The organism is Hyphomonas sp. NPDC076881 (assembly GCF_050269995.1).
Classification (GTDB): Bacteria; Pseudomonadota; Alphaproteobacteria; order Caulobacterales; family Hyphomonadaceae; genus Hyphomonas.
The window spans coordinates 79371-95727 of sequence record NZ_JBNNJJ010000004.1; the positions used below are offsets into that span (position 1 = coordinate 79371).

Genomic DNA, 16357 nt, shown 5'->3' on the forward strand with positions numbered 1-16357 from the left:
TACCTTTAGATGAGCGGACATGAGTCTACCTACACGCCGAACTCAGCCTTTGAGCGCTGGCTCGATACCCGTCTTCCGATCATTCGCTTCGCGAATGACACGATGATCAATTTCCCGACGCCGAAGAACCTGAACTACTGGTACGTCTTCGGCGCCATTCTGGCCGTCTGCCTTGCCGTCCAGATCATCACCGGCGTCATCCTGGCCATGCACTATGAAGCCAGCGTCGATGGCGCCTTCGCGTCGGTCGAGCGCATCATGCGCGACGTGCCCTATGGCTGGCTGCTGCGGTACATCCACGCCAACGGCGCCTCGATGTTCTTCCTCGCGGTCTACATCCACATGTTCCGCGGCCTTTATTACGGGTCTTACAAGGCCCCGCGCGAAGTGCTCTGGATCATCGGCTGCGTGATCTATCTTCTGATGATGGCCACCGCCTTCCTCGGCTACATGCTGCCCTGGGGCCAGATGTCCTATCACGGCTCGAACGTGATCACCGGCCTCTTCGGCGCTATCCCGCTGGTCGGCGAAAGCATCCAGACCTGGCTGATGGGTGGCCCCTCGATCGGCAACCAGACGCTCCAGCGCTTCTTCTCGCTGCACTATCTTCTGCCCTTCATGATTGCCGGCGCCGTTGTCCTGCACGTCTGGGCGCTGCACGTTCCGGGCAACACCAACCCGACCGGCGTTGAAGTGAAGGATATCGAGAAAGACACGGTGCCCTTCCACCCCTACTACACGGTGAAGGATGCCTTCGGCGTCGTGATCTTCCTGATCATGTTCGCGGTCTTCGTTTTCTACGCGCCCGGCGTTCTGGGCCATGCCGACAACTACATCGAGGCCAACGCCCTGGTGACCCCGGCCCACATCGTGCCTGAATGGTATCTCTTGCCCTTCTACGCGATCCTGCGCGCCATCACCTTCGACCTTGGCCCGATCGATGCGAAACTGCTCGGCGTGATCTTCATGTTCGCCGCCATTGCCGTTCTCTTCGTGCTGCCCTGGCTCGACACGTCGAAAGTCAAATCGATGCGCTACCGCCCGGTGGCCCGTCAGTTCTTCTTCGGCTTTGTCGTGGTCTGCTTCCTGCTTGGCTGGTGCGGCGCGGCCAATCCGGATGACGCGGTGATCCCGGCGCTGCAGGGCGATCCGAGCCTCGTGGTCAGCTATACGGTCGAAGGCGCACCTGCCACGGCCAGCTATAAAGGTGGCGAAGAAGCCTTCGAACAGGCAAAGGCCTTCATGGCCAGCCTGCCGGCTGGCGCCAATCCCAGCCTCTCGGCTGTTCCGGCACCGACCTTCGCCTTCCGTCACCTGTCGCTGATCCTGACATTCCTGTACTTCGGCTATTTCGTGGCCCTGTTCTTCATCGGCCTGACCGAGAAGCCGAAGGCTCTGCCGGAATCGATCCATAAATCCGTGCTCAAGCGTAAGCCCAAGGATACGGGCAACGCAGTGCCGGCTGAGTAAGATGCAAGCTGGGGAAAGAAAGAACATGAAAACCTTCCGCATCCTCGCTGCTGGTCTTGCCGGCCTGGCCTTTGCGGGCCTCGCCCACGCCGCTGGCGGCGCCAAGCACCCGCACGGTCCTGAAGAAGGCTGGCCCTTCGAAGGCGTCACCGGTCAGTATGACAAGGCCTCCGTCCAGCGCGGCTATCAGGTCTACAAGCAGGTCTGCTCCAGCTGCCACGGCATGAAACTGCTGAGCTACCGCAACCTCGGTGAGCCCGGCGGCCCGTTCTATGATCCGGCCTATCCCAACCCGAACGACAATCCGTTCGTGAAGGCGCTGGCGGCTGAGAACGAAGTCATGAATGCCGAGCCCAACGAGGCGGGCGAATACGAGTTCCGCCCGGCCATGCCGGCAGACCGTTTCCGCGCGCCCTTCCCGAACGATGCGGCTGCCCGCGCGGCCAATGGCGGCGCCCTGCCGCCGGATCTGTCGGTGATGGTCAAGGCCCGCCATTATGGCGCTGACTATGTCTACAGCCTGATGACCGGCTATCCGGACCCGGCCCTCTTCGAGGACCGTGAAGTCCAGGAGAATGGCGAGACACTGTATCAGAAAGTGCTCGACGTTTCGAAGTTCGAGAAACTCGGCCACTACCGCCCTGAGCATACCGCCTATCTCGTCCAGCCGGCTGGCCAGTACTACAACCCCTACATGGCCGGCGACACCAAGCCGAACTATGAGGGCGATCCGCGCCACGCCCCGCCGGGCGGCTTCCTCGCCATGGCCCCGCAGCTCACCCCCGGCCGCGTCGAATATACCGACGGCACCGAAGCCACGGTCGAGCAGATGGCCCATGATGTGGCCCAGTTCCTGGCCTGGGCGGCTGAGCCCAAGCTGGAAGCCCGCAAGCGCACTGGCCTTGGCACCATGGCCTTCCTGCTGATCCTCACCACGCTGCTGTGGTTCTCCTACAAGCAGATCTGGCGGAAGGTTGAGCACTAGCCTCACCCTCTCCAGCATGAACTCACCGATAGCCATCCGCAGGGCCACCCCTTCGGATGGCTTTCTCGTTGAGGGGCTGACGCGCTGCATCTGGACAGGCCGTGTTTCGGCTGAATCCACCGTTTTCCAGGAAACACCCGAAACCGTCGCCGCGCAGATCGCCAAAGGCGGCGCCGTGATCCTTGAGGCGGGGGCGGCGCCCATCGGGTCTGGCCGCTGGGGCGGCGTGCCCGGCCCCGGTGGCCAGGGCCGCTGGATGGAAATCAAGCGCATCGGCGTCCTGCCGGAATTTACCGGGCGCGGCTTTGGCGCGCGCATCCTGGAGGCGCTGGAAGATATGGGCCGGGAACAGGCGCTGGCCGGCGCCCAGCTTGCCATCCGCACCGACCAGCCCCGCCTGATCGACTTCTATGCCGGTCTTGGCTACGTCCTTGCCGGAGATGTTGAACTGACAACGCCCAACCCCCGCTCGCCCCCGCCCATCGGCATGCGCAAGTGGTTCTGAGGGCAGGGGAGCGCGCCATGAGCGGCTGGAAACTCGGGATCATCGGCGGCTCCGGCCTCTATGCGCTCGATGGGCTGGAAGACCGGCGCGAAACAGAGGTCGAGACGCCCTGGGGTGCCCCGTCCGACAGCCTGGTCTCCGGCCGGATCAGCGGGGTGGAGCTTGTCTTCCTGCCGCGCCATGGCCGGGGCCACCGGCTTTCCCCCGGCGAGGTGCCCTACCGCGCCAATATCGCCGCGCTGAAGATGGCCGGGGTCACCGACATCCTCTCGATTTCCGCCTGCGGCTCCCTGCAGGCGCCTTATGCTCCCGGCCATACGGTTGCTGTGGATCAGTTCATCGACCGCACGGTCTCGCGCGCCTCCAGTTTCTTCGGCGCAGGACTTGTCGCGCATGTCTCGATGGCAGAGCCGGTCTGCGCCCGCCTGTCGGGCCTGGCGGCCGGCGCCATGGAAGCGGCCGGCGGCACCGTCCATCGCGGCGGCACCTATCTGGCCATGGAAGGCCCGCAATTCTCCTCCCGCGCCGAAAGCCATCTCTACCGGCAATGGGGCTGCGATGTGATCGGCATGACGGCCATGCCCGAGGCCAAGCTCGCGCGGGAGGCAGAGCTGCCCTACGCCACCCTCGCCATGGTCACCGATTATGACTGCTGGCGTGCCGATACCGAGGCCGTCAGCGTCACCCATGTGCTCGAAATCATGGCGCAGAACACCGCGCTCGCCCGCCGCGCCATCCTCCTGCTTGCCGCCCGTCTGAGCGGTACGCCGCGTACACCATCGCCGCAGGGCATTGAATCCTCTCTGGATTCTGCCCTCATCACGGCGCCGCAGCTACGCGATCCTGTCATGATTGATAAGCTGCAGGCGATTGCAGGGCGCGCGCTCGGCGTTTAGAAGTTGGTAACGCTTGGCGTCAGCCCGGCGCGCGCTGTCCCGTTCCGGGCTGGTCGCAGGGGGACTCAGAATGAGCGAAGCACAATTTTATACCTTCCTGACCGGTGGCCTCGCCTTGGCCATCGCCCTGCTGGTCCTTGTCGCCTGGAACCTCTGGCGAATGCGGGAAGAGGCGAGCGCGGGCCGCGCCTCGGCGCTCGCCGGCGTCGCGCATGAGCTGCGCATCAACCTTCACCGGATGATCAGCGAGCTGTCACAGGTTGCCCACCATCCCGGCGTCGGCCCGGATGTGCTGCTGCCGATCCGCAGCCCGCAGCTGGATGGGGTCAACCGCTCCCTGATCAACACCAACCGCAACGGCATTGCCGTTCTCGGCTCCACCTATCAGGAGATGGAGGCCCGCAAGCTTGGCCTGCGCGCCACCCTCGCCCAGGGCAGGGCGCCGGAAACCGAGCTGGACGACGCAATGGACGCGGCCATCAACGGCATCGCCGCGCTCTATATCTGGGAAGTCCACAAGGGCGCGCTGCCTGCCGAAATCGGCCGGGTGCGCAGCTGGTCGGTGCGCGACTGGATGAAAGCCAAGAATTTCCGCGCCGATGCCTTCCCCGGCATGCATCTGCGCGATGAGGTGGTCGAGCGCCTGCGCCTTTACGGTCTGGAACTAACGCCCCGCCCGCTGACGCATACGGCCTGGGAATACTATTCCATGCAGTATGACCGCCACGCCGATGAACGCGGGCCTCTCGGCCGCCGCCGGGCGCAGAAGGCAGAGAAGGAAAAGCCCGAAAGCAAGGGCGGCCTCTTCGGCTTTGGCCGCAAGAAGGAAGAAGAAGCGCTGGTGGAAGATGAAGCCGCAGGGCTTGCCCCCGCCGCCGCCTTCGATCCGGGGCCCGAAGAACAGGTTGCCGCCGAAGAGGTTACCTATCAGCAGGCCGCCCCGCAGGACACTGGCTACACCTATGAAGATGAGCCGTCCTCAGATGAACAGGACATTCCCGGGCATGACCATGATCCTCAGCGTACCAACTAGGCTTGCTGCCGCGCTGGGCGGCGCCGCTTTCCTGGCGCTGGCCGCCTGCGCCACCTCGGGGGTCAGCCCGGCCGCGCGCGCCGCTGATGAAGCCGCCATCCTCAGCCTGCTCGAAGCGCAGGACACCGCCTGGAACCAGGGCGATATCGAGGGCTTCATGGCCGGCTATCTGCGCTCGCCGGATCTGCGCTTTGCCTCGGGCGGCAACATCACGCGCGGCTGGGACGAGACACTCGCCCGCTACAAGGCACGCTATGGCACCGGCGCGGAGATGGGCACGCTGACCACCAGCGATCATGAAATCGAAATCCTCTCGGCCGATGCCGCCATCGCCCATGGCAAATGGCAGCTCGACTGGCAGGGCGAGCAGCCCTGGGGCCTCTACACCCTCATCCTGCGCAAGACAGGCGGTGAGTGGCGCATCGTTTCAGACACCACAACCGCCGCTGAATAATCCCCCGCCAAGCCCCGCCTGGATTTGAGGTCCAGACGGGGCCCACACACGGGGGGTACTCTCCCTTCGGCCTAGTTGGCCGGCAGGAGAACGGTATCGATGGCGTGGATCACGCCATTCGAAGCTTCAATATCGGTCAGCGTCACCGACGCATCATTGACACGCACACCGGTGATCTCGTCCGAAGCGTCAATCGCCAGCGGCCCGTTGAGGGTCTCTGCGGTCAGTTGCTGCCCGGCCAGATCGGCCGTCGTCAGCCGCGCCCCGGCGATCACATGCATCCGGATCAGGCTGATCAGCTCGCCCCGGTTTTCCGGCTGCATCAGCCGGTCCACCGTGCCGGCCGGCAATTTGGCAAACGCCGCATCGGTCGGCGCAAAAACCGTATACGGTCCGTCTGCGCGCAGATCCTCCTCGATTCCCGCTGCCACCGCCGCTTCCACAAGCGTGTTGAAGGCGCCGGTATGGCTGGCCACCTCGATCAAATCATTCGTAGGCTGATTATCCTGCGCGGCGCTTTGCTGGGCGGGTTCGCCGCCTGCAGCCTGCGGCGCTGCCATCACGGGCGATGCCCAAAGCAGTAGGGCCGCGCCAAAGGGAAGGATGCTTTTCATGAGATCGCGCCTTTCCGGGGTTTTGCCTGAAAAACTGGCCTGAAAACTGGCCTGAAGGCCTCACTCGCTGAAATAAAGACGGATGAGGTCCAGCGAGGTTCCTCCAGATGACCAAGCTTTAATCCCCGCGCTGACCTATGCGCGGGGCCTTCATTCTTCAGCCGGTCGGCAACAGCAGCGTGTCGATGCCCACAAAGACGCCGTCCGGCCCGCGGATGTCGGGTCCGCTCACCGTCACGGCATTCACCCAGACGCCCGTAGACGGATCAGTTCCGTCAATGGCCACCGGGCCGTTCAGCGTCTCGGCCGTCATCTGCGCGCCGCGCATCCGCTCTGCCGTCAATGCTTCGCCCGCTACCACATGCATGCGCAGCAGGCTGATCAGCTGATCCCGGTTTTCCGGGCGCATCAGGCGCTCCATCGCGCCGGGCGGCAGTTTCTCGAACGCCGCATCGGTCGGCGCAAAGAAGGTATAGGCGCCCATCTGCCCCAGATCATCGCCCACGCCGGCCGCATCAATGGCCGCCATCAGCGTGTTGAAGCGTCCGGTTCTGGAGGCTTTTTCCAGCGCGCGTTCGCCGGTTGCCGCTGGCGCTGCGGCCACGGCGCGGGCGGCGCCCAGCGGCAGGCTGGCGCTCGCAGGCGCGGCCTTGTCGGCATCGGCAAAGGCCGCCGGGCTCATCATCAGGGCTGCGAGGGCAGCAAAGGCAAACGTCTTCATCTTCAATCCTCCGGCAAGCTCGGCCTGGATTTTCTGTTCGATGAAGATCAAACGGCGCGCAGAAAGATTCGTTCCCGGAGCAAGCGCGGATTCTTTCGAAATAGTTAATTTTCGTCGCGGGATACTCCAACCAGGCGAAGTCCAGGGTGTCTGACGAGGGGAGGGGCAGGATCAGCCTGCCCGCAGCAGCACAGTGGGAAAAACCGCGCTGAAGTTTTCTCCAGCTGGTTTCGTATACGGCGCGATATATAAATAGCTCCCTTGATGACCGAACTTTAATGATCTTCCCGGGCGCAACCATCTCCGCTGACGCCCGTATACGGGGGTATGGGTGAGTTTACTTCACGTGCTTGTCAGAAACCGTCTCTGTCCAAGACAGAGGAACCCCTGCTATACTCTGGGTTGATCATGAGTTTATGGACGACACTTCTCGAGAGCGGCAGACGCCTGTTTGACCACGGACCGGACCCGGCCCCCCAGGCGGAACCGAATGGAGAACGCTGCGCGCCCGATGCCAACGATGTCGGCTTCACGGCGGCTGTCGTCGGCCTCGGCGCCAAGATGGCGATGGCGGACGGCCATGTCACCGATCAGGAAATCATGGTGTTCGCCCGCGTCTTCCGCGCCCCGCCGGAAGAGGCAGAGAATGTCCGCCGGGTATTCAATCTCGCCCGGCAGACGGTGAAGGGCTACGAATCCTATGCCCGGCGCATTGGCCGGCGGTACAGTGACCGGCCCTGCCTCCTGGAAGGCGTGCTCGACGGCCTGTTCCAGATCGCGGGCGCAGACGGCGTGATCACCCAGCCGGAGCTGACCTATCTGCGCACCGTGTCGGACGCTTTCGGCTTCGATGAGGCCACCTTCCGCCGCATCCGCGCCAGCCATCTGGGGCCAGACCGGGACGATCCCTATCATGTCCTCGGCGTGCCCCATGACGCGGAATTCCCCGTCATCCGCTCTGCCTATCGCCGCCTGATGGCAGATCATCACCCTGATCTGATCATCCAGAAGGGCGCCCCGCGCGAGTTTGAAAACAGCGTCCACGCCAAGGCTGCGGCGATCACGGCGGCGTATGCCAAGATCCGGGCTGAACGCGGCCTGCTGGTGCGTCAGGATTGACCCGGCTGCCCTTGTTGGCGCGCAGATTGCCTCACCAGCGTTGACGCTCCGCCATCATCGCGCCATCTTGCGATGCGAAAGTGACACACATGGTACATACACGCGCCCCCTCTGATCCCGTCGCCAGCCTGCTCGCCGCCTTGCGGATGGGCGTTGCCCTCGCTGTTCAGGTGCTGGCCGGGCTGATGCTGGTGCTGGTGGCGGGTCTCGTGGCCCTGGTCACGGCGATTGCCGGCATCACGCTGGCCGCAGCAGCCATCGCCATGCGTCTCACCGCTGCGCGCCGCGCCGGCCCCTCGCAGGCGTCCGCCATGCCGGAAGGCGCCATCACCCTGGAAGCCCGCCGCACCCCGCGCGGCTGGACGGTCGAGTAAGCTTCAAAATTCCGGAGTAGGGAGGGGCCGTTCCCTCAGCGGTCGAACAGTTTCGACACGCTTTCCTCATTCGCAATCCGGCGGATCGCTTCGCCCAGCAGTGGCGAGATCGGCAGAACGCGGATGTTCTTTGATTTCAGCGCTTCTTCAGACGGCTGGATCGTGTCGGTCATCACCAGCTCGTCCAGCACCGAATTCTCGATCCGGCTGACGGCCGAGCCTGAGAGCACGCCATGCGTCACATAGGCGGAGACCGAGCTTGCCCCATGCTCTTTCAGCGCGGCGGCGGCGTTGGCCAGCGTGCCCCCGCTATCGCACATATCGTCCAGCATGATGCAGCGGCAACCCTTCACATCGCCGATGATGTTCATCACCTCGGATTTGCCCGCTTCCGGCCGGCGCTTATCGACGATGGCGAGGTCTGCATCGTCCAGGCGCTTGGCCAGAGAGCGCGCCCGCACCACGCCGCCCACGTCGGGCGAGACGACAATGATCTTTTCCTTGCCGTAGCGTTCCTTGATGTCGTCCACCATCACCGGGCCGCCAAACAGGTTGTCGGTCGGAATGTCAAAGAAGCCCTGGATCTGCCCGGCATGCAGATCCACCGTCAGCACGCGGTCAGCGCCTGCGGTAGAGATCAGGTTGGCCACCAGCTTGGCTGAAATCGGCGTGCGGCCATCGGTTTTGCGGTCCTGGCGGGCATAGCCGAAATAGGGGATCACGGCGGTGATGCGGCGGGCCGAGGCGCGGCGCAGCGCGTCCATCGTGATGAGCAGCTGCATCAGATTGTCGTTTGCCGGGTAGGAGGTGGACTGGATGACGAACACATCCTCGCCGCGCACATTCTCATCAATCCGGACGAAGATTTCCTGGTCGGCGAAGGTTTTGACCTCAGACCGGGTTAGCCGCATGTCCAGATAATCGGCGATGGCTTCGGAGAGGGGCCGGTTGGCGTTGCAGGAAATCAGCTTCATGGGAGGGCTCTCTCGTGACCGGGCGGGGTTCGCGACGCTTTTGTAACAGGGCGGCCCGAGTCGCAAGCCACAGGATTCTGGAATCTCTGCGGTCTATGGAAGCAACACAATCGCCGACGCATTGCGTCCATAGTCGGGCTCTCCGCGCAGATTTCGCCTCCGGTTGGAGAAATACATCTCCTCCATCGCGCAGGTATCATGGCCAAGATTGAACACCTCGCCCGCCCCGGCAGAGGTCAGCTGGCGCTGGCAGAAGCCCGGCAGGTCAAAGTGAAACCGGTCGCCCTTGCCCGGAATGAACAGGTCTTCGCTGGCGCTGTCCTGGCTCAGAAACTGATCGCGGAATTCCGGGCCCACCTCATAGCTCGCCTGCTGGATGGTCGGCCCGATGGCGGCGCGGATGCGCGCGCGCTTCGCCCCGAGCGCTTCCATCTCGTCCAGCGTGCGCGCCAGCACGCCGGCAATCGCGCCCTTCCACCCGGCATGGGCCGCGCCGATAATGCCCGCATCTGGGTCTGCAAAAAGGACTGGGGTGCAGTCTGCCGACAGAATGCAGAGGCCCAGCCCCGGACGGTCCGTCACCATCGCGTCGGCTTTCGGCCGCTCGTCCCAGGGCGCGGTTACCCGCACCACATCCGGCGAATGCACCTGATAACAGGAGAGCAGCCATCTCGCCCCGATCGCCGCGCCAATCCGCGCCCGGTTCTCGGCAATATTGCGCGGATCATCGCCCGATCCTTCGCCGGCATTGAGGCTGCTGTAGATATTGCCGGCCGCGTTACTCTCCCGGCCGCCCCCATGCAGGCTGTCATAAATCCCGCCGGAAACCCCGCCGCGCCGCCCGAAGAAACCATGACTTAGCCCGGAAATACCGGAGAGCAGGGGAGCAGGGGTCAGCGGCGGGCTCATGCCTCCCGTGCTGCCGGTCCCCGGCGGCCCCGTCAAGAGCCGCTCCCTGCTGCAGGGGCTGCGTCAAAACCTGCCGCTCTGCCATATGCAAAACGCCGCATGTCTGCTAGGGGGCGCCCAAACCCACCAGACAGCGCCCGTTTTCCTCCCAAACGCCGCCCGCCGGAAAGCCTATTCTTATGACCACGCCGCTCGAAAAGATGCGCAACATTGCCATCATCGCCCACGTTGACCATGGCAAGACCACGCTCGTTGACGAACTCCTGAAACAGTCCGGAACCTTCCGCGCCAACGAAAAGACGGCCGAGCGGATGATGGACTCCAACGATCTGGAAAAAGAGCGGGGCATCACCATCCTCGCCAAAACCACCTCGGTCGAATGGAACGGCTACCGCGTCAACATCGTCGATACCCCCGGCCACGCCGACTTCGGCGGGGAAGTGGAGCGTATCCTCGATATGGTGGACGGCGTGATCGTGCTCGTCGATTCGGCCGAAGGCCCCATGCCGCAGACCAAATTCGTGGTGTCCAAGGCCCTGAAACTCGGCCTGCGCCCCATCGTGGCCATCAACAAGATCGACAAGGCCGAGCGCCGCGTGGACGAAGTGCTCAACGAAGTGTTCGACCTCTTCGCCAATCTCGACGCCACCGACGACCAGCTCGATTTCCCGGTGCTTTACGGCTCGGGCAAGATGGGCTGGATGTCGAAACAGTATGAAGAGACCCGCTCCAACATGGACGAGCTCTTCCAGCTCGTCGTCGATCATGTGCCGGTCCCGAAAGTTTCCGAAGGCCCGTTCCGCTTCCTTGCCACCACGATTTCGGCAGACCCTTTCCTCGGCCGTATCCTGACCGGGCGCATCGCCTCGGGCACGGTCAAGCCGAACCAGTCGATCAAGGTGCTCTCGCGCGATGGCCAGCTCGTCGAGCAGGGCCGCGTCTCCAAAGTCCTCGCCTTCCGTGGCCTTGAGCGTGTGCCGGTCGAAGAAGCCTCTGCGGGCGACATCGTGTCCCTCGCCGGCATGACCAAGGCCAACGTGGCCGACACCTTCTGCGACCCCTCGGTCACCGAGCCGCTCGCCGCCCAGCCGATTGACCCGCCGACCATCTCGATGACGTTCCGCGTCAACGATTCGCCGCTCGCCGGCACGGAAGGCACGAAAGTCACGAGCCGGATGATCTGGGACCGCCTCCAGAAAGAAGCCGAAGGCAACGTCGCCCTGAAGGTTGAGCGCGCCACCGATGCCGAAGCCTTCACCGTCTCCGGCCGGGGCGAACTGCAGCTCTCCGTCCTGATCGAAACCATGCGCCGCGAAGGCTTTGAGCTGGGCGTCGCCCGTCCGCAGGTCGTCATGCAGGAAGGCCCCGGCGGCGAGAAGCTCGAGCCCATCGAGGAAGTCATCATCGATGTGGATGACGAACATTCCGGCATCGTCGTCCAGAAGATGAACGAGCGCAAAGCCGAAATGCTCGACATGCGCCCCTCGGGCGTTGGCCGCACGCGCCTGGTCTTCCATGCGCCGACGCGCGGCCTGATCGGCTATCAGGGCGAGCTTCTGTCGGATACGCGCGGCACCGCCATCATGAACCGCATCTTCCAGGAATACGCCCCCCACAAGGGCAAGATCCAGGGCCGCCATACCGGCGTGCTGATCGCCATGGAGCAGGGCGAAGCCGTCGCCTTCGCCCTCTGGAACCTGGAAGACCGTGGCCCGATGATGATCCATCCGGGCGACAAGGTGTATGGCGGCATGATCGTCGGCGAACACAACCGCGACAATGATCTGGAAGTGAACGTCCTGAAGGGCAAGAAGCTCACCAACATGCGCGCCTCGGGCTCGGACGAAGCCGTCCGCCTCACTCCGCCGCTGATGATGACGCTGGAAAAATCGCTGGCTTACATCGCGGATGATGAACTCGTCGAGGTTACCCCGAAAAACATCCGCCTGCGGAAAATCTACCTCGACCCCAACGAACGCAAGCGCCGCTCCAAACAGAGCGCCGACGCTTAAGCCCCGGTGTCATCCCGGAAAGCGCAAAGCGCTTATCCGGAACCCTCTCTCCCAAAAAAGCCCTCCCCGCCGGGGAGGGCTTTTTTCATGCCGTCCTTCTGCCCATCAGGAGGCCTCCGGCAGAGGCTCCAGGCTGTATTCGAAGTTGAAGCTGGCGCACTGGGCCCCTTGGGGCAGGGCTTTTGAAAGCGCCGGATCAAACCGTGCGTCCTGCATCGCCGCTTCGGCAGAGTCGGCGAACGCCTTGTAGGTGCAGCGCGCTGTCACATTTTCCGGCGCGCCTGCCGCGCCGACATCAAAGCGCACCGTGCAGCGATCCTCATAGCCATTTTCGGCTTCGTGCTCGGGATAGGATGGATGCGGAAAAACCAGAGGCATAGCCGGCACAGGGCAGACGGCCGCCAGCTCAGGGGCAGGGTCCTCCCGCGTGGCGCAGCCCGCCATCACTAGGCCTCCGGCGACCAGTAACGTCAAACGGTTCATGTCTGCCACCCCCGGGGGAAACTCTATCCCGGCAAGGCGCGCCGTCAACCCCGTCCGTCTTCCCCGCAGCGGAACCTTGCGGTCTGTCGTCCGTTTAACTCCTCATCACAAGGAGTTCGTCATGTCATCCTTTGCCATTTATCTGATCGGCTTCCTGCTGTTCGTCGGCGGCCTTGCCTATGGCGCGTTCCTCCTGGGCATCGCGCTCACCTGGATCCTCGTCGGCGCGGTCACGCTGATCGGCCTCGGCATGGTCATGGGCGTCGGCAAAACCCGCCAGAAAGATCACACCCCCACCAGCGAATAAGCCGCGATCAGTCAGAAATGGTCTCGTCCTCTGCCAGCGCGGGATCGTCCGCAGGCAGATCGTCCGTTGAGGCCGCCGCCGCTTCGTCCGCTTCCTCCGGCGCGGCGGTCTCCTCCGCTGGCGGCGTTCCCTCCGCCGCCAGCGGGCAGGCGGGCTCCAGCCCTGCCTCGCAGGCAATCGCATAGAGCCGCCCGGCGCTGGCCACATCCACAGTGCCGCCAACGCCCTCCCGGCGCAGATCGCCCGCCTGCAGGCAGGCTTCGATCACCCCGGCCTTGCACGTCTCCGAAAACAGGAACCGCGCGCGCGAAAGCTCCAGCGGGCTCGCCTCCGGCGCTTGCCCCGCATCAAACATCATCCAGGCCAGCTCATAACATCCCTTGACCGAGCCTTCAGTGCAGATCACGGAGAATATCCGCCGCGCGCGCACCGGGTCTGCCTCCCCGCCCGTGCCATCGCGCAGCCAGGCGGCAAATATCTCGCACGCTTCCAGGTCGCCCCGCCCACAGGCGTCCGCCATGCCCCGGCGCTCTTCGGCCAGCGCCAGATCTTCCTCCGAGGGCGGACTGTCTTCGGCCGCCGGCTCCGCCATCTCCGCTGCGGCCTCCGCTGCCTCATCCTCGGGCAGAAACTCCGGCTCCGCCATCGCTGCCCCGAAATCAAGGTCGGGCAGCGCTTCAGCCGCAAAGCTCGGCCCGCGCTCTGCGGGCGCCTCATCCTCCGTGGGCGGCGCATAGGCCGTCACGATCACGGCGGCGTCCTTGCCGGCCTCTCCCGGTGCCATCGGCGCGCCGGCCGCTTCCACGGGGGCAGGCGCCATCTCGATCCCCGCCTTCTCGCATCCTTCCGGCTGCCCGGCCTCACAGGCGCGCGCATAGGCAGCCAGCGCGCCGTCATTGTCGGCCTCGCCAAAGTCGGGAAACTCCAGCTCCCCGCCCAGGCGCAGACACGCCTCCCCATCGCCCAGCTCACAGCCCTCCCGGAACAGATGGACCGCCCCCGGAATATCTGCCGCCTCGCCCTGGCCGATATAAAGCTGCGCCCCGGCGAAATAACATCCCGCCCCGCTCTGCTGCGTGCAGGCTTCCCGGTAAAGCGCCAGCGCCCGGCCCGGATCAGCCGGCGTGGCTTCGCCGGCAGCATACATATGCCCCTGCCGCAGGCACGCATCGCCCGCGCCCAGCGTGCAGGCCCGGCCATAAAGCTCAAACGCCGCTGCCGGGCTCGCCGGGCCAACGCCCTCGCCATGATAATATGCCTTCGCCAGTTCGGCGCAGCCGGCCGCATTGCCAAGATCGCACGCCTTGCGAATGTGGATCAGCGCCTGCGTCTCGTCCGGCGCCGCGCCCAGGCCCGCCCGCCAGGCAAAGCCCAGATTGAGGCATCCTTCGCCCGCCTGCAGCGTATAGCACGCCTTGTCGAACAGTTGCCGCGCGCCCGGCAAATCCTGCGCGCCATCTGCCGCCATGATCTTGCGTTCGGCCAGCGCCAGGCACGCTTCGGCCACTGCCGCGTCGCATCCTGCCTCCAGCGCGCCCACATCCGCGCTGCCGGCCTGCGCGGCGGCCACCGGCATCAGCGCCAGCGTTCCCAGCACCGCCAGAAGGCCCGCCAGTCTCGATCCAAACCTCATCCATTGGCCCCGCTTATCGACCCCGGCCAGTATTGGCGGCGTTGCCCAAGGGGTCAACACCGGGGGCAGCGGGAGAAAAGCCGCAGAACCGGGGCAGGGCAGGCCTGCCCCGGCGGCCCGCTACTCCACGATGAATTCGATCGGGTAGACCGCATTCTTCTGGATCACGGGCTGGCCGTTGCGGATGGCGGGGAGGAATTCCGCCCGCCGCACGGCCCGTTCTGCCTCCGCCCGGAATACATTATCCGTACACTGCGCCGAAACATTCTGCGGCCGCCCGGCCGTGTCCACATCGAAAGAGACGTTACAGCTTCCGGAAATCCCGCGCGAAACCGCTGCCGGCGGGATGGTCGGCATCGGCGGGCGCACCGCCACCAGATCCCGCCCGTCAATCGGGCTGGCAGAGATCACGCCGAAGCTGATCTTGCCGATATCAAAGATCTCCGGCGTATCCCCGCTCCAGACTGGCCCAACCGGGCCAACGCCCTCGCTGGCCACCGCCGGGCGCGGCGGCGGCGGGGGTTTCGGCGCCGCTTCCAGGGGCAGGGGCTTGGGCGTCGTGCGGGGTTTGCCCGGCTCGCTGATCTGCGGCGTCACCTTTTCCAGCACCCGCTGCGGGCCCGCCACCAGGTTCACCTCGCGCACCGTGATCAGCGCATTGGCCGCCAGGAACAGGCCATAGACCAGCGGCGCGGCCATCAGCGTGGCCAGCGTCAGGCGGTAGGGCCCGGTATTCATGGAAATCATGTCGTCTCTCCTCCAGTTTTGCGGCCCGGCTCTGCGGGCGGTGTCCGGCAGGGCTCTGATGGCCCGGTCACGGATGAGGCAGCCCCTTGCTGCCAGATTTACGCTAGGGAAGAGTTGCGTAGCGTCAAGGGCAAAGTGGAGACAGGCGCAATCCCGGCGTGAAAGCCGGGGGGCCAACGTTCAGGCACAGTGAACGGCAAAGCCGGAGTGAGGGGCCATCCTTGGCCTCAGATGGCCCCTCCAACGCCGCGGACCGGGAGGAAACATTGGTCTGGCGTTGTTCCGGAAAATCGGGGGGCTCAGTTGGCGAGCGCGTAGTCCACAGCGGCCAGGCGCTGGAAGCCAGGTGCCAGTTCAACGCTGCTGGCCTGGTCAGCATGGATCTGCTGCACGGCAGCTTTCACCAGCGAGGTGGAGCAATCAGCGTCGACATAGATCGAGCCGAGCGCCGGCACGCGCTGCGAGCACAGCTTGCGGGCTTTGCTTTCAAGCTGGGAAACCAGCGTCTCGACACCGGCTTCGGTGGTCAGGAGGGCCGGATCATAGTCCATCTTCAGGGTCACTTCCTTCAGCGACTCTGCAGCGGCAACGGGGGTGAGAGCCATGGCACCAGCCAGGATCATCGAGGTAGCTTTCAGCATTGGATCAGTCCTTCAGAGTTAGCGCCGGCTTGGCCGGCAGGAAAACTCCTCCCGCAGCGCGTCCGGGGGCTTATCCTGCTCCGGTATGGGGCGGGGTCCCGGTGGACGGGGTGCCTCGCGCCATGGCCTTGACCGGAGCGGCCCAGCTCATGCTGCATTGCAACAATTAGCTCGCAGGTGCGACAAAGCAATGACAATTGGCCCGGTTCTGAACAAAATCGCTGTTGTTCACGCCTCACTGCCCCCCGGGCGGGCAAAGCTGCTCAATCTTTGAACAGGTGTTGAATTTGCCGCCGCGACGGTGGCGGGCGCCGCGCCTGTCCCCGGCGTGTCCGAAAATGTCCGGAAGTGTCCGGATTTGTCCATGGTTTGACCGGGCCTGTCCGGATTTGTCCGGAAATGTCCGCGTTCTGACGCAGCCAGAATGGGGGATAAGCGCGCCTCAATCCGCAGGCCGTTCCCCCGCCAGCGCCCTGAAGG

18 protein-coding genes are annotated in these 16357 nt (G+C 64.6%); 10 read left to right on the top strand and 8 right to left on the bottom strand.

All coding sequences use genetic code 11. The annotated features are described in order from the left end of the window. Window positions 1–9: 9 nt before the first annotated feature. The 6 genes from ACQKI2_RS05715 to ACQKI2_RS05740 all read left to right on the top strand — a co-directional run bounded on the left by ACQKI2_RS05715 (window position 10) and on the right by ACQKI2_RS05740 (window position 5343). Window positions 10–1470, top strand: a complete 1461-nt coding sequence (locus tag ACQKI2_RS05715; RefSeq protein WP_427378738.1) for a cytochrome b — start codon at window positions 10–12, stop codon at window positions 1468–1470. Window positions 1471–1495: 25 nt separating this feature from the next. Then, window positions 1496–2455 (top strand): cytochrome c1, encoded by a 960-nt coding sequence (locus ACQKI2_RS05720; RefSeq protein ID WP_427378739.1) that lies wholly within the window; start codon window positions 1496–1498, stop codon window positions 2453–2455. After that, a complete protein-coding gene (locus ACQKI2_RS05725) occupies window positions 2445–2960 on the top strand; it encodes a GNAT family N-acetyltransferase (RefSeq protein ID WP_427378740.1) in 516 nt (171 codons plus the stop codon). Before ACQKI2_RS05720 ends, ACQKI2_RS05725 begins: the two co-directional genes overlap by 11 nt. A 17-nt stretch (window positions 2961–2977) precedes the next feature. Then, on the top strand, window positions 2978–3856 hold the full coding sequence (mtnP, locus tag ACQKI2_RS05730) for an S-methyl-5'-thioadenosine phosphorylase (protein WP_427378741.1): 879 nt from the start codon (window positions 2978–2980) through the stop codon (window positions 3854–3856). 70 nt (window positions 3857–3926) lie between these two features. Continuing rightward, window positions 3927–4889 carry a hypothetical protein gene (locus ACQKI2_RS05735; RefSeq protein WP_427378742.1) on the top strand — a complete coding sequence of 321 codons (963 nt, stop codon included), beginning with the start codon at window positions 3927–3929 and terminating at the stop codon, window positions 4887–4889. Beyond that, entirely contained in the window at window positions 4861–5343 is a 483-nt protein-coding gene (locus ACQKI2_RS05740) for a YybH family protein (RefSeq protein ID WP_427378743.1), read from the top strand. The genes ACQKI2_RS05735 and ACQKI2_RS05740 overlap by 29 nt, the downstream gene beginning before the upstream one ends. A gap of 71 nt (window positions 5344–5414) precedes the next feature. Here ACQKI2_RS05740 and ACQKI2_RS05745 read toward each other — a convergent pair whose 3' ends face one another. Continuing rightward, entirely contained in the window at window positions 5415–5957 is a 543-nt protein-coding gene (locus tag ACQKI2_RS05745) for a fasciclin domain-containing protein (RefSeq protein ID WP_427378744.1), read from the bottom strand. A gap of 157 nt (window positions 5958–6114) precedes the next feature. After that, window positions 6115–6678 (bottom strand): fasciclin domain-containing protein, encoded by a 564-nt coding sequence (locus ACQKI2_RS05750; RefSeq protein ID WP_427378745.1) that lies wholly within the window; start codon window positions 6676–6678, stop codon window positions 6115–6117. Between the two features lie 408 nt (window positions 6679–7086). Here ACQKI2_RS05750 and ACQKI2_RS05755 point away from each other — a divergent pair, with 408 nt between their 5' ends. Together ACQKI2_RS05755 and ACQKI2_RS05760 are read left to right on the top strand one after the other, a co-directional pair. After that, window positions 7087–7797, top strand: a complete 711-nt coding sequence (locus tag ACQKI2_RS05755) for a TerB family tellurite resistance protein (protein ID WP_427378746.1) — start codon at window positions 7087–7089, stop codon at window positions 7795–7797. Window positions 7798–7886: 89 nt separating this feature from the next. Further along, window positions 7887–8171, top strand: a complete 285-nt coding sequence (locus tag ACQKI2_RS05760) for a hypothetical protein (RefSeq protein WP_427378747.1) — start codon at window positions 7887–7889, stop codon at window positions 8169–8171. A 35-nt stretch (window positions 8172–8206) separates the two neighbouring features. Here the strand turns inward: ACQKI2_RS05760 and ACQKI2_RS05765 are convergent, their stop codons facing one another. Together ACQKI2_RS05765 and pgeF are read right to left on the bottom strand one after the other, a co-directional pair. Continuing rightward, entirely contained in the window at window positions 8207–9145 is a 939-nt protein-coding gene (locus tag ACQKI2_RS05765; protein ID WP_427378748.1) for a ribose-phosphate pyrophosphokinase, read from the bottom strand. A 93-nt stretch (window positions 9146–9238) separates the two neighbouring features. Continuing rightward, window positions 9239–10054, bottom strand: coding sequence for a peptidoglycan editing factor PgeF (gene pgeF / locus ACQKI2_RS05770; RefSeq protein WP_427378749.1), 816 nt, complete (start codon window positions 10052–10054; stop codon window positions 9239–9241). Window positions 10055–10233: 179 nt separating this feature from the next. Here pgeF and typA point away from each other — a divergent pair, with 179 nt between their 5' ends. Then, window positions 10234–12066, top strand: a complete 1833-nt coding sequence (gene typA / locus ACQKI2_RS05775; RefSeq protein WP_427378750.1) for a translational GTPase TypA — start codon at window positions 10234–10236, stop codon at window positions 12064–12066. A 105-nt stretch (window positions 12067–12171) separates the two neighbouring features. Here typA and ACQKI2_RS05780 read toward each other — a convergent pair whose 3' ends face one another. Next, window positions 12172–12549 carry an energy transducer TonB gene (locus ACQKI2_RS05780; protein ID WP_427378751.1) on the bottom strand — a complete coding sequence of 126 codons (378 nt, stop codon included), beginning with the start codon at window positions 12547–12549 and terminating at the stop codon, window positions 12172–12174. 121 nt (window positions 12550–12670) lie between these two features. Between ACQKI2_RS05780 and ACQKI2_RS05785 the strand changes: the two genes are divergently transcribed. Continuing rightward, the gene (locus ACQKI2_RS05785) at window positions 12671–12856 is read left to right on the top strand and encodes a hypothetical protein (protein ID WP_035599116.1); all 186 of its coding nucleotides are present in this window, start codon (window positions 12671–12673) and stop codon (window positions 12854–12856) included. 7 nt (window positions 12857–12863) lie between these two features. Here ACQKI2_RS05785 and ACQKI2_RS05790 read toward each other — a convergent pair whose 3' ends face one another. From ACQKI2_RS05790 to ACQKI2_RS05800, 3 genes are all read right to left on the bottom strand, one after another. Then, window positions 12864–14489: a hypothetical protein gene (locus ACQKI2_RS05790; RefSeq protein WP_427378752.1), complete on the bottom strand. Its 1626-nt coding sequence runs from the start codon at window positions 14487–14489 to the stop codon at window positions 12864–12866. Between the two features lie 120 nt (window positions 14490–14609). Continuing rightward, window positions 14610–15236: an energy transducer TonB gene (locus tag ACQKI2_RS05795; RefSeq protein WP_427378753.1), complete on the bottom strand. Its 627-nt coding sequence runs from the start codon at window positions 15234–15236 to the stop codon at window positions 14610–14612. Window positions 15237–15535: 299 nt separating this feature from the next. Next, window positions 15536–15877, bottom strand: a complete 342-nt coding sequence (locus tag ACQKI2_RS05800; RefSeq protein ID WP_427378754.1) for a UrcA family protein — start codon at window positions 15875–15877, stop codon at window positions 15536–15538. Window positions 15878–16357: the final 480 nt, after the last annotated feature.

What these genes read in the sequence shown, in the direction of transcription:
- ACQKI2_RS05740 (WP_427378743.1), top strand. Translation starts at nt 4,861, where the DNA reads ATGACCATGATCCTCAGCGTACCAACTAGGCTTGCTGCCGCGCTGGGC.
- ACQKI2_RS05795 (WP_427378753.1), bottom strand. Translation starts at nt 15,236, where the DNA reads ATGATTTCCATGAATACCGGGCCCTACCGCCTGACGCTGGCCACGCTG.
- ACQKI2_RS05720 (WP_427378739.1), top strand. Translation starts at nt 1,496, where the DNA reads ATGAAAACCTTCCGCATCCTCGCTGCTGGTCTTGCCGGCCTGGCCTTT.
- ACQKI2_RS05780 (WP_427378751.1), bottom strand. Translation starts at nt 12,549, where the DNA reads ATGAACCGTTTGACGTTACTGGTCGCCGGAGGCCTAGTGATGGCGGGC.
- typA (WP_427378750.1), top strand. Translation starts at nt 10,234, where the DNA reads ATGACCACGCCGCTCGAAAAGATGCGCAACATTGCCATCATCGCCCAC.
- ACQKI2_RS05755 (WP_427378746.1), top strand. Translation starts at nt 7,087, where the DNA reads ATGAGTTTATGGACGACACTTCTCGAGAGCGGCAGACGCCTGTTTGAC.
- ACQKI2_RS05800 (WP_427378754.1), bottom strand. Translation starts at nt 15,877, where the DNA reads ATGCTGAAAGCTACCTCGATGATCCTGGCTGGTGCCATGGCTCTCACC.
- ACQKI2_RS05735 (WP_427378742.1), top strand. Translation starts at nt 3,927, where the DNA reads ATGAGCGAAGCACAATTTTATACCTTCCTGACCGGTGGCCTCGCCTTG.
- ACQKI2_RS05785 (WP_035599116.1), top strand. Translation starts at nt 12,671, where the DNA reads ATGTCATCCTTTGCCATTTATCTGATCGGCTTCCTGCTGTTCGTCGGC.
- pgeF (WP_427378749.1), bottom strand. Translation starts at nt 10,054, where the DNA reads ATGAGCCCGCCGCTGACCCCTGCTCCCCTGCTCTCCGGTATTTCCGGG.
- ACQKI2_RS05750 (WP_427378745.1), bottom strand. Translation starts at nt 6,678, where the DNA reads ATGAAGACGTTTGCCTTTGCTGCCCTCGCAGCCCTGATGATGAGCCCG.
- ACQKI2_RS05790 (WP_427378752.1), bottom strand. Translation starts at nt 14,489, where the DNA reads ATGAGGTTTGGATCGAGACTGGCGGGCCTTCTGGCGGTGCTGGGAACG.
- mtnP (WP_427378741.1), top strand. Translation starts at nt 2,978, where the DNA reads ATGAGCGGCTGGAAACTCGGGATCATCGGCGGCTCCGGCCTCTATGCG.
- ACQKI2_RS05715 (WP_427378738.1), top strand. Translation starts at nt 10, where the DNA reads ATGAGCGGACATGAGTCTACCTACACGCCGAACTCAGCCTTTGAGCGC.
- ACQKI2_RS05745 (WP_427378744.1), bottom strand. Translation starts at nt 5,957, where the DNA reads ATGAAAAGCATCCTTCCCTTTGGCGCGGCCCTACTGCTTTGGGCATCG.
- ACQKI2_RS05765 (WP_427378748.1), bottom strand. Translation starts at nt 9,145, where the DNA reads ATGAAGCTGATTTCCTGCAACGCCAACCGGCCCCTCTCCGAAGCCATC.
- ACQKI2_RS05760 (WP_427378747.1), top strand. Translation starts at nt 7,887, where the DNA reads ATGGTACATACACGCGCCCCCTCTGATCCCGTCGCCAGCCTGCTCGCC.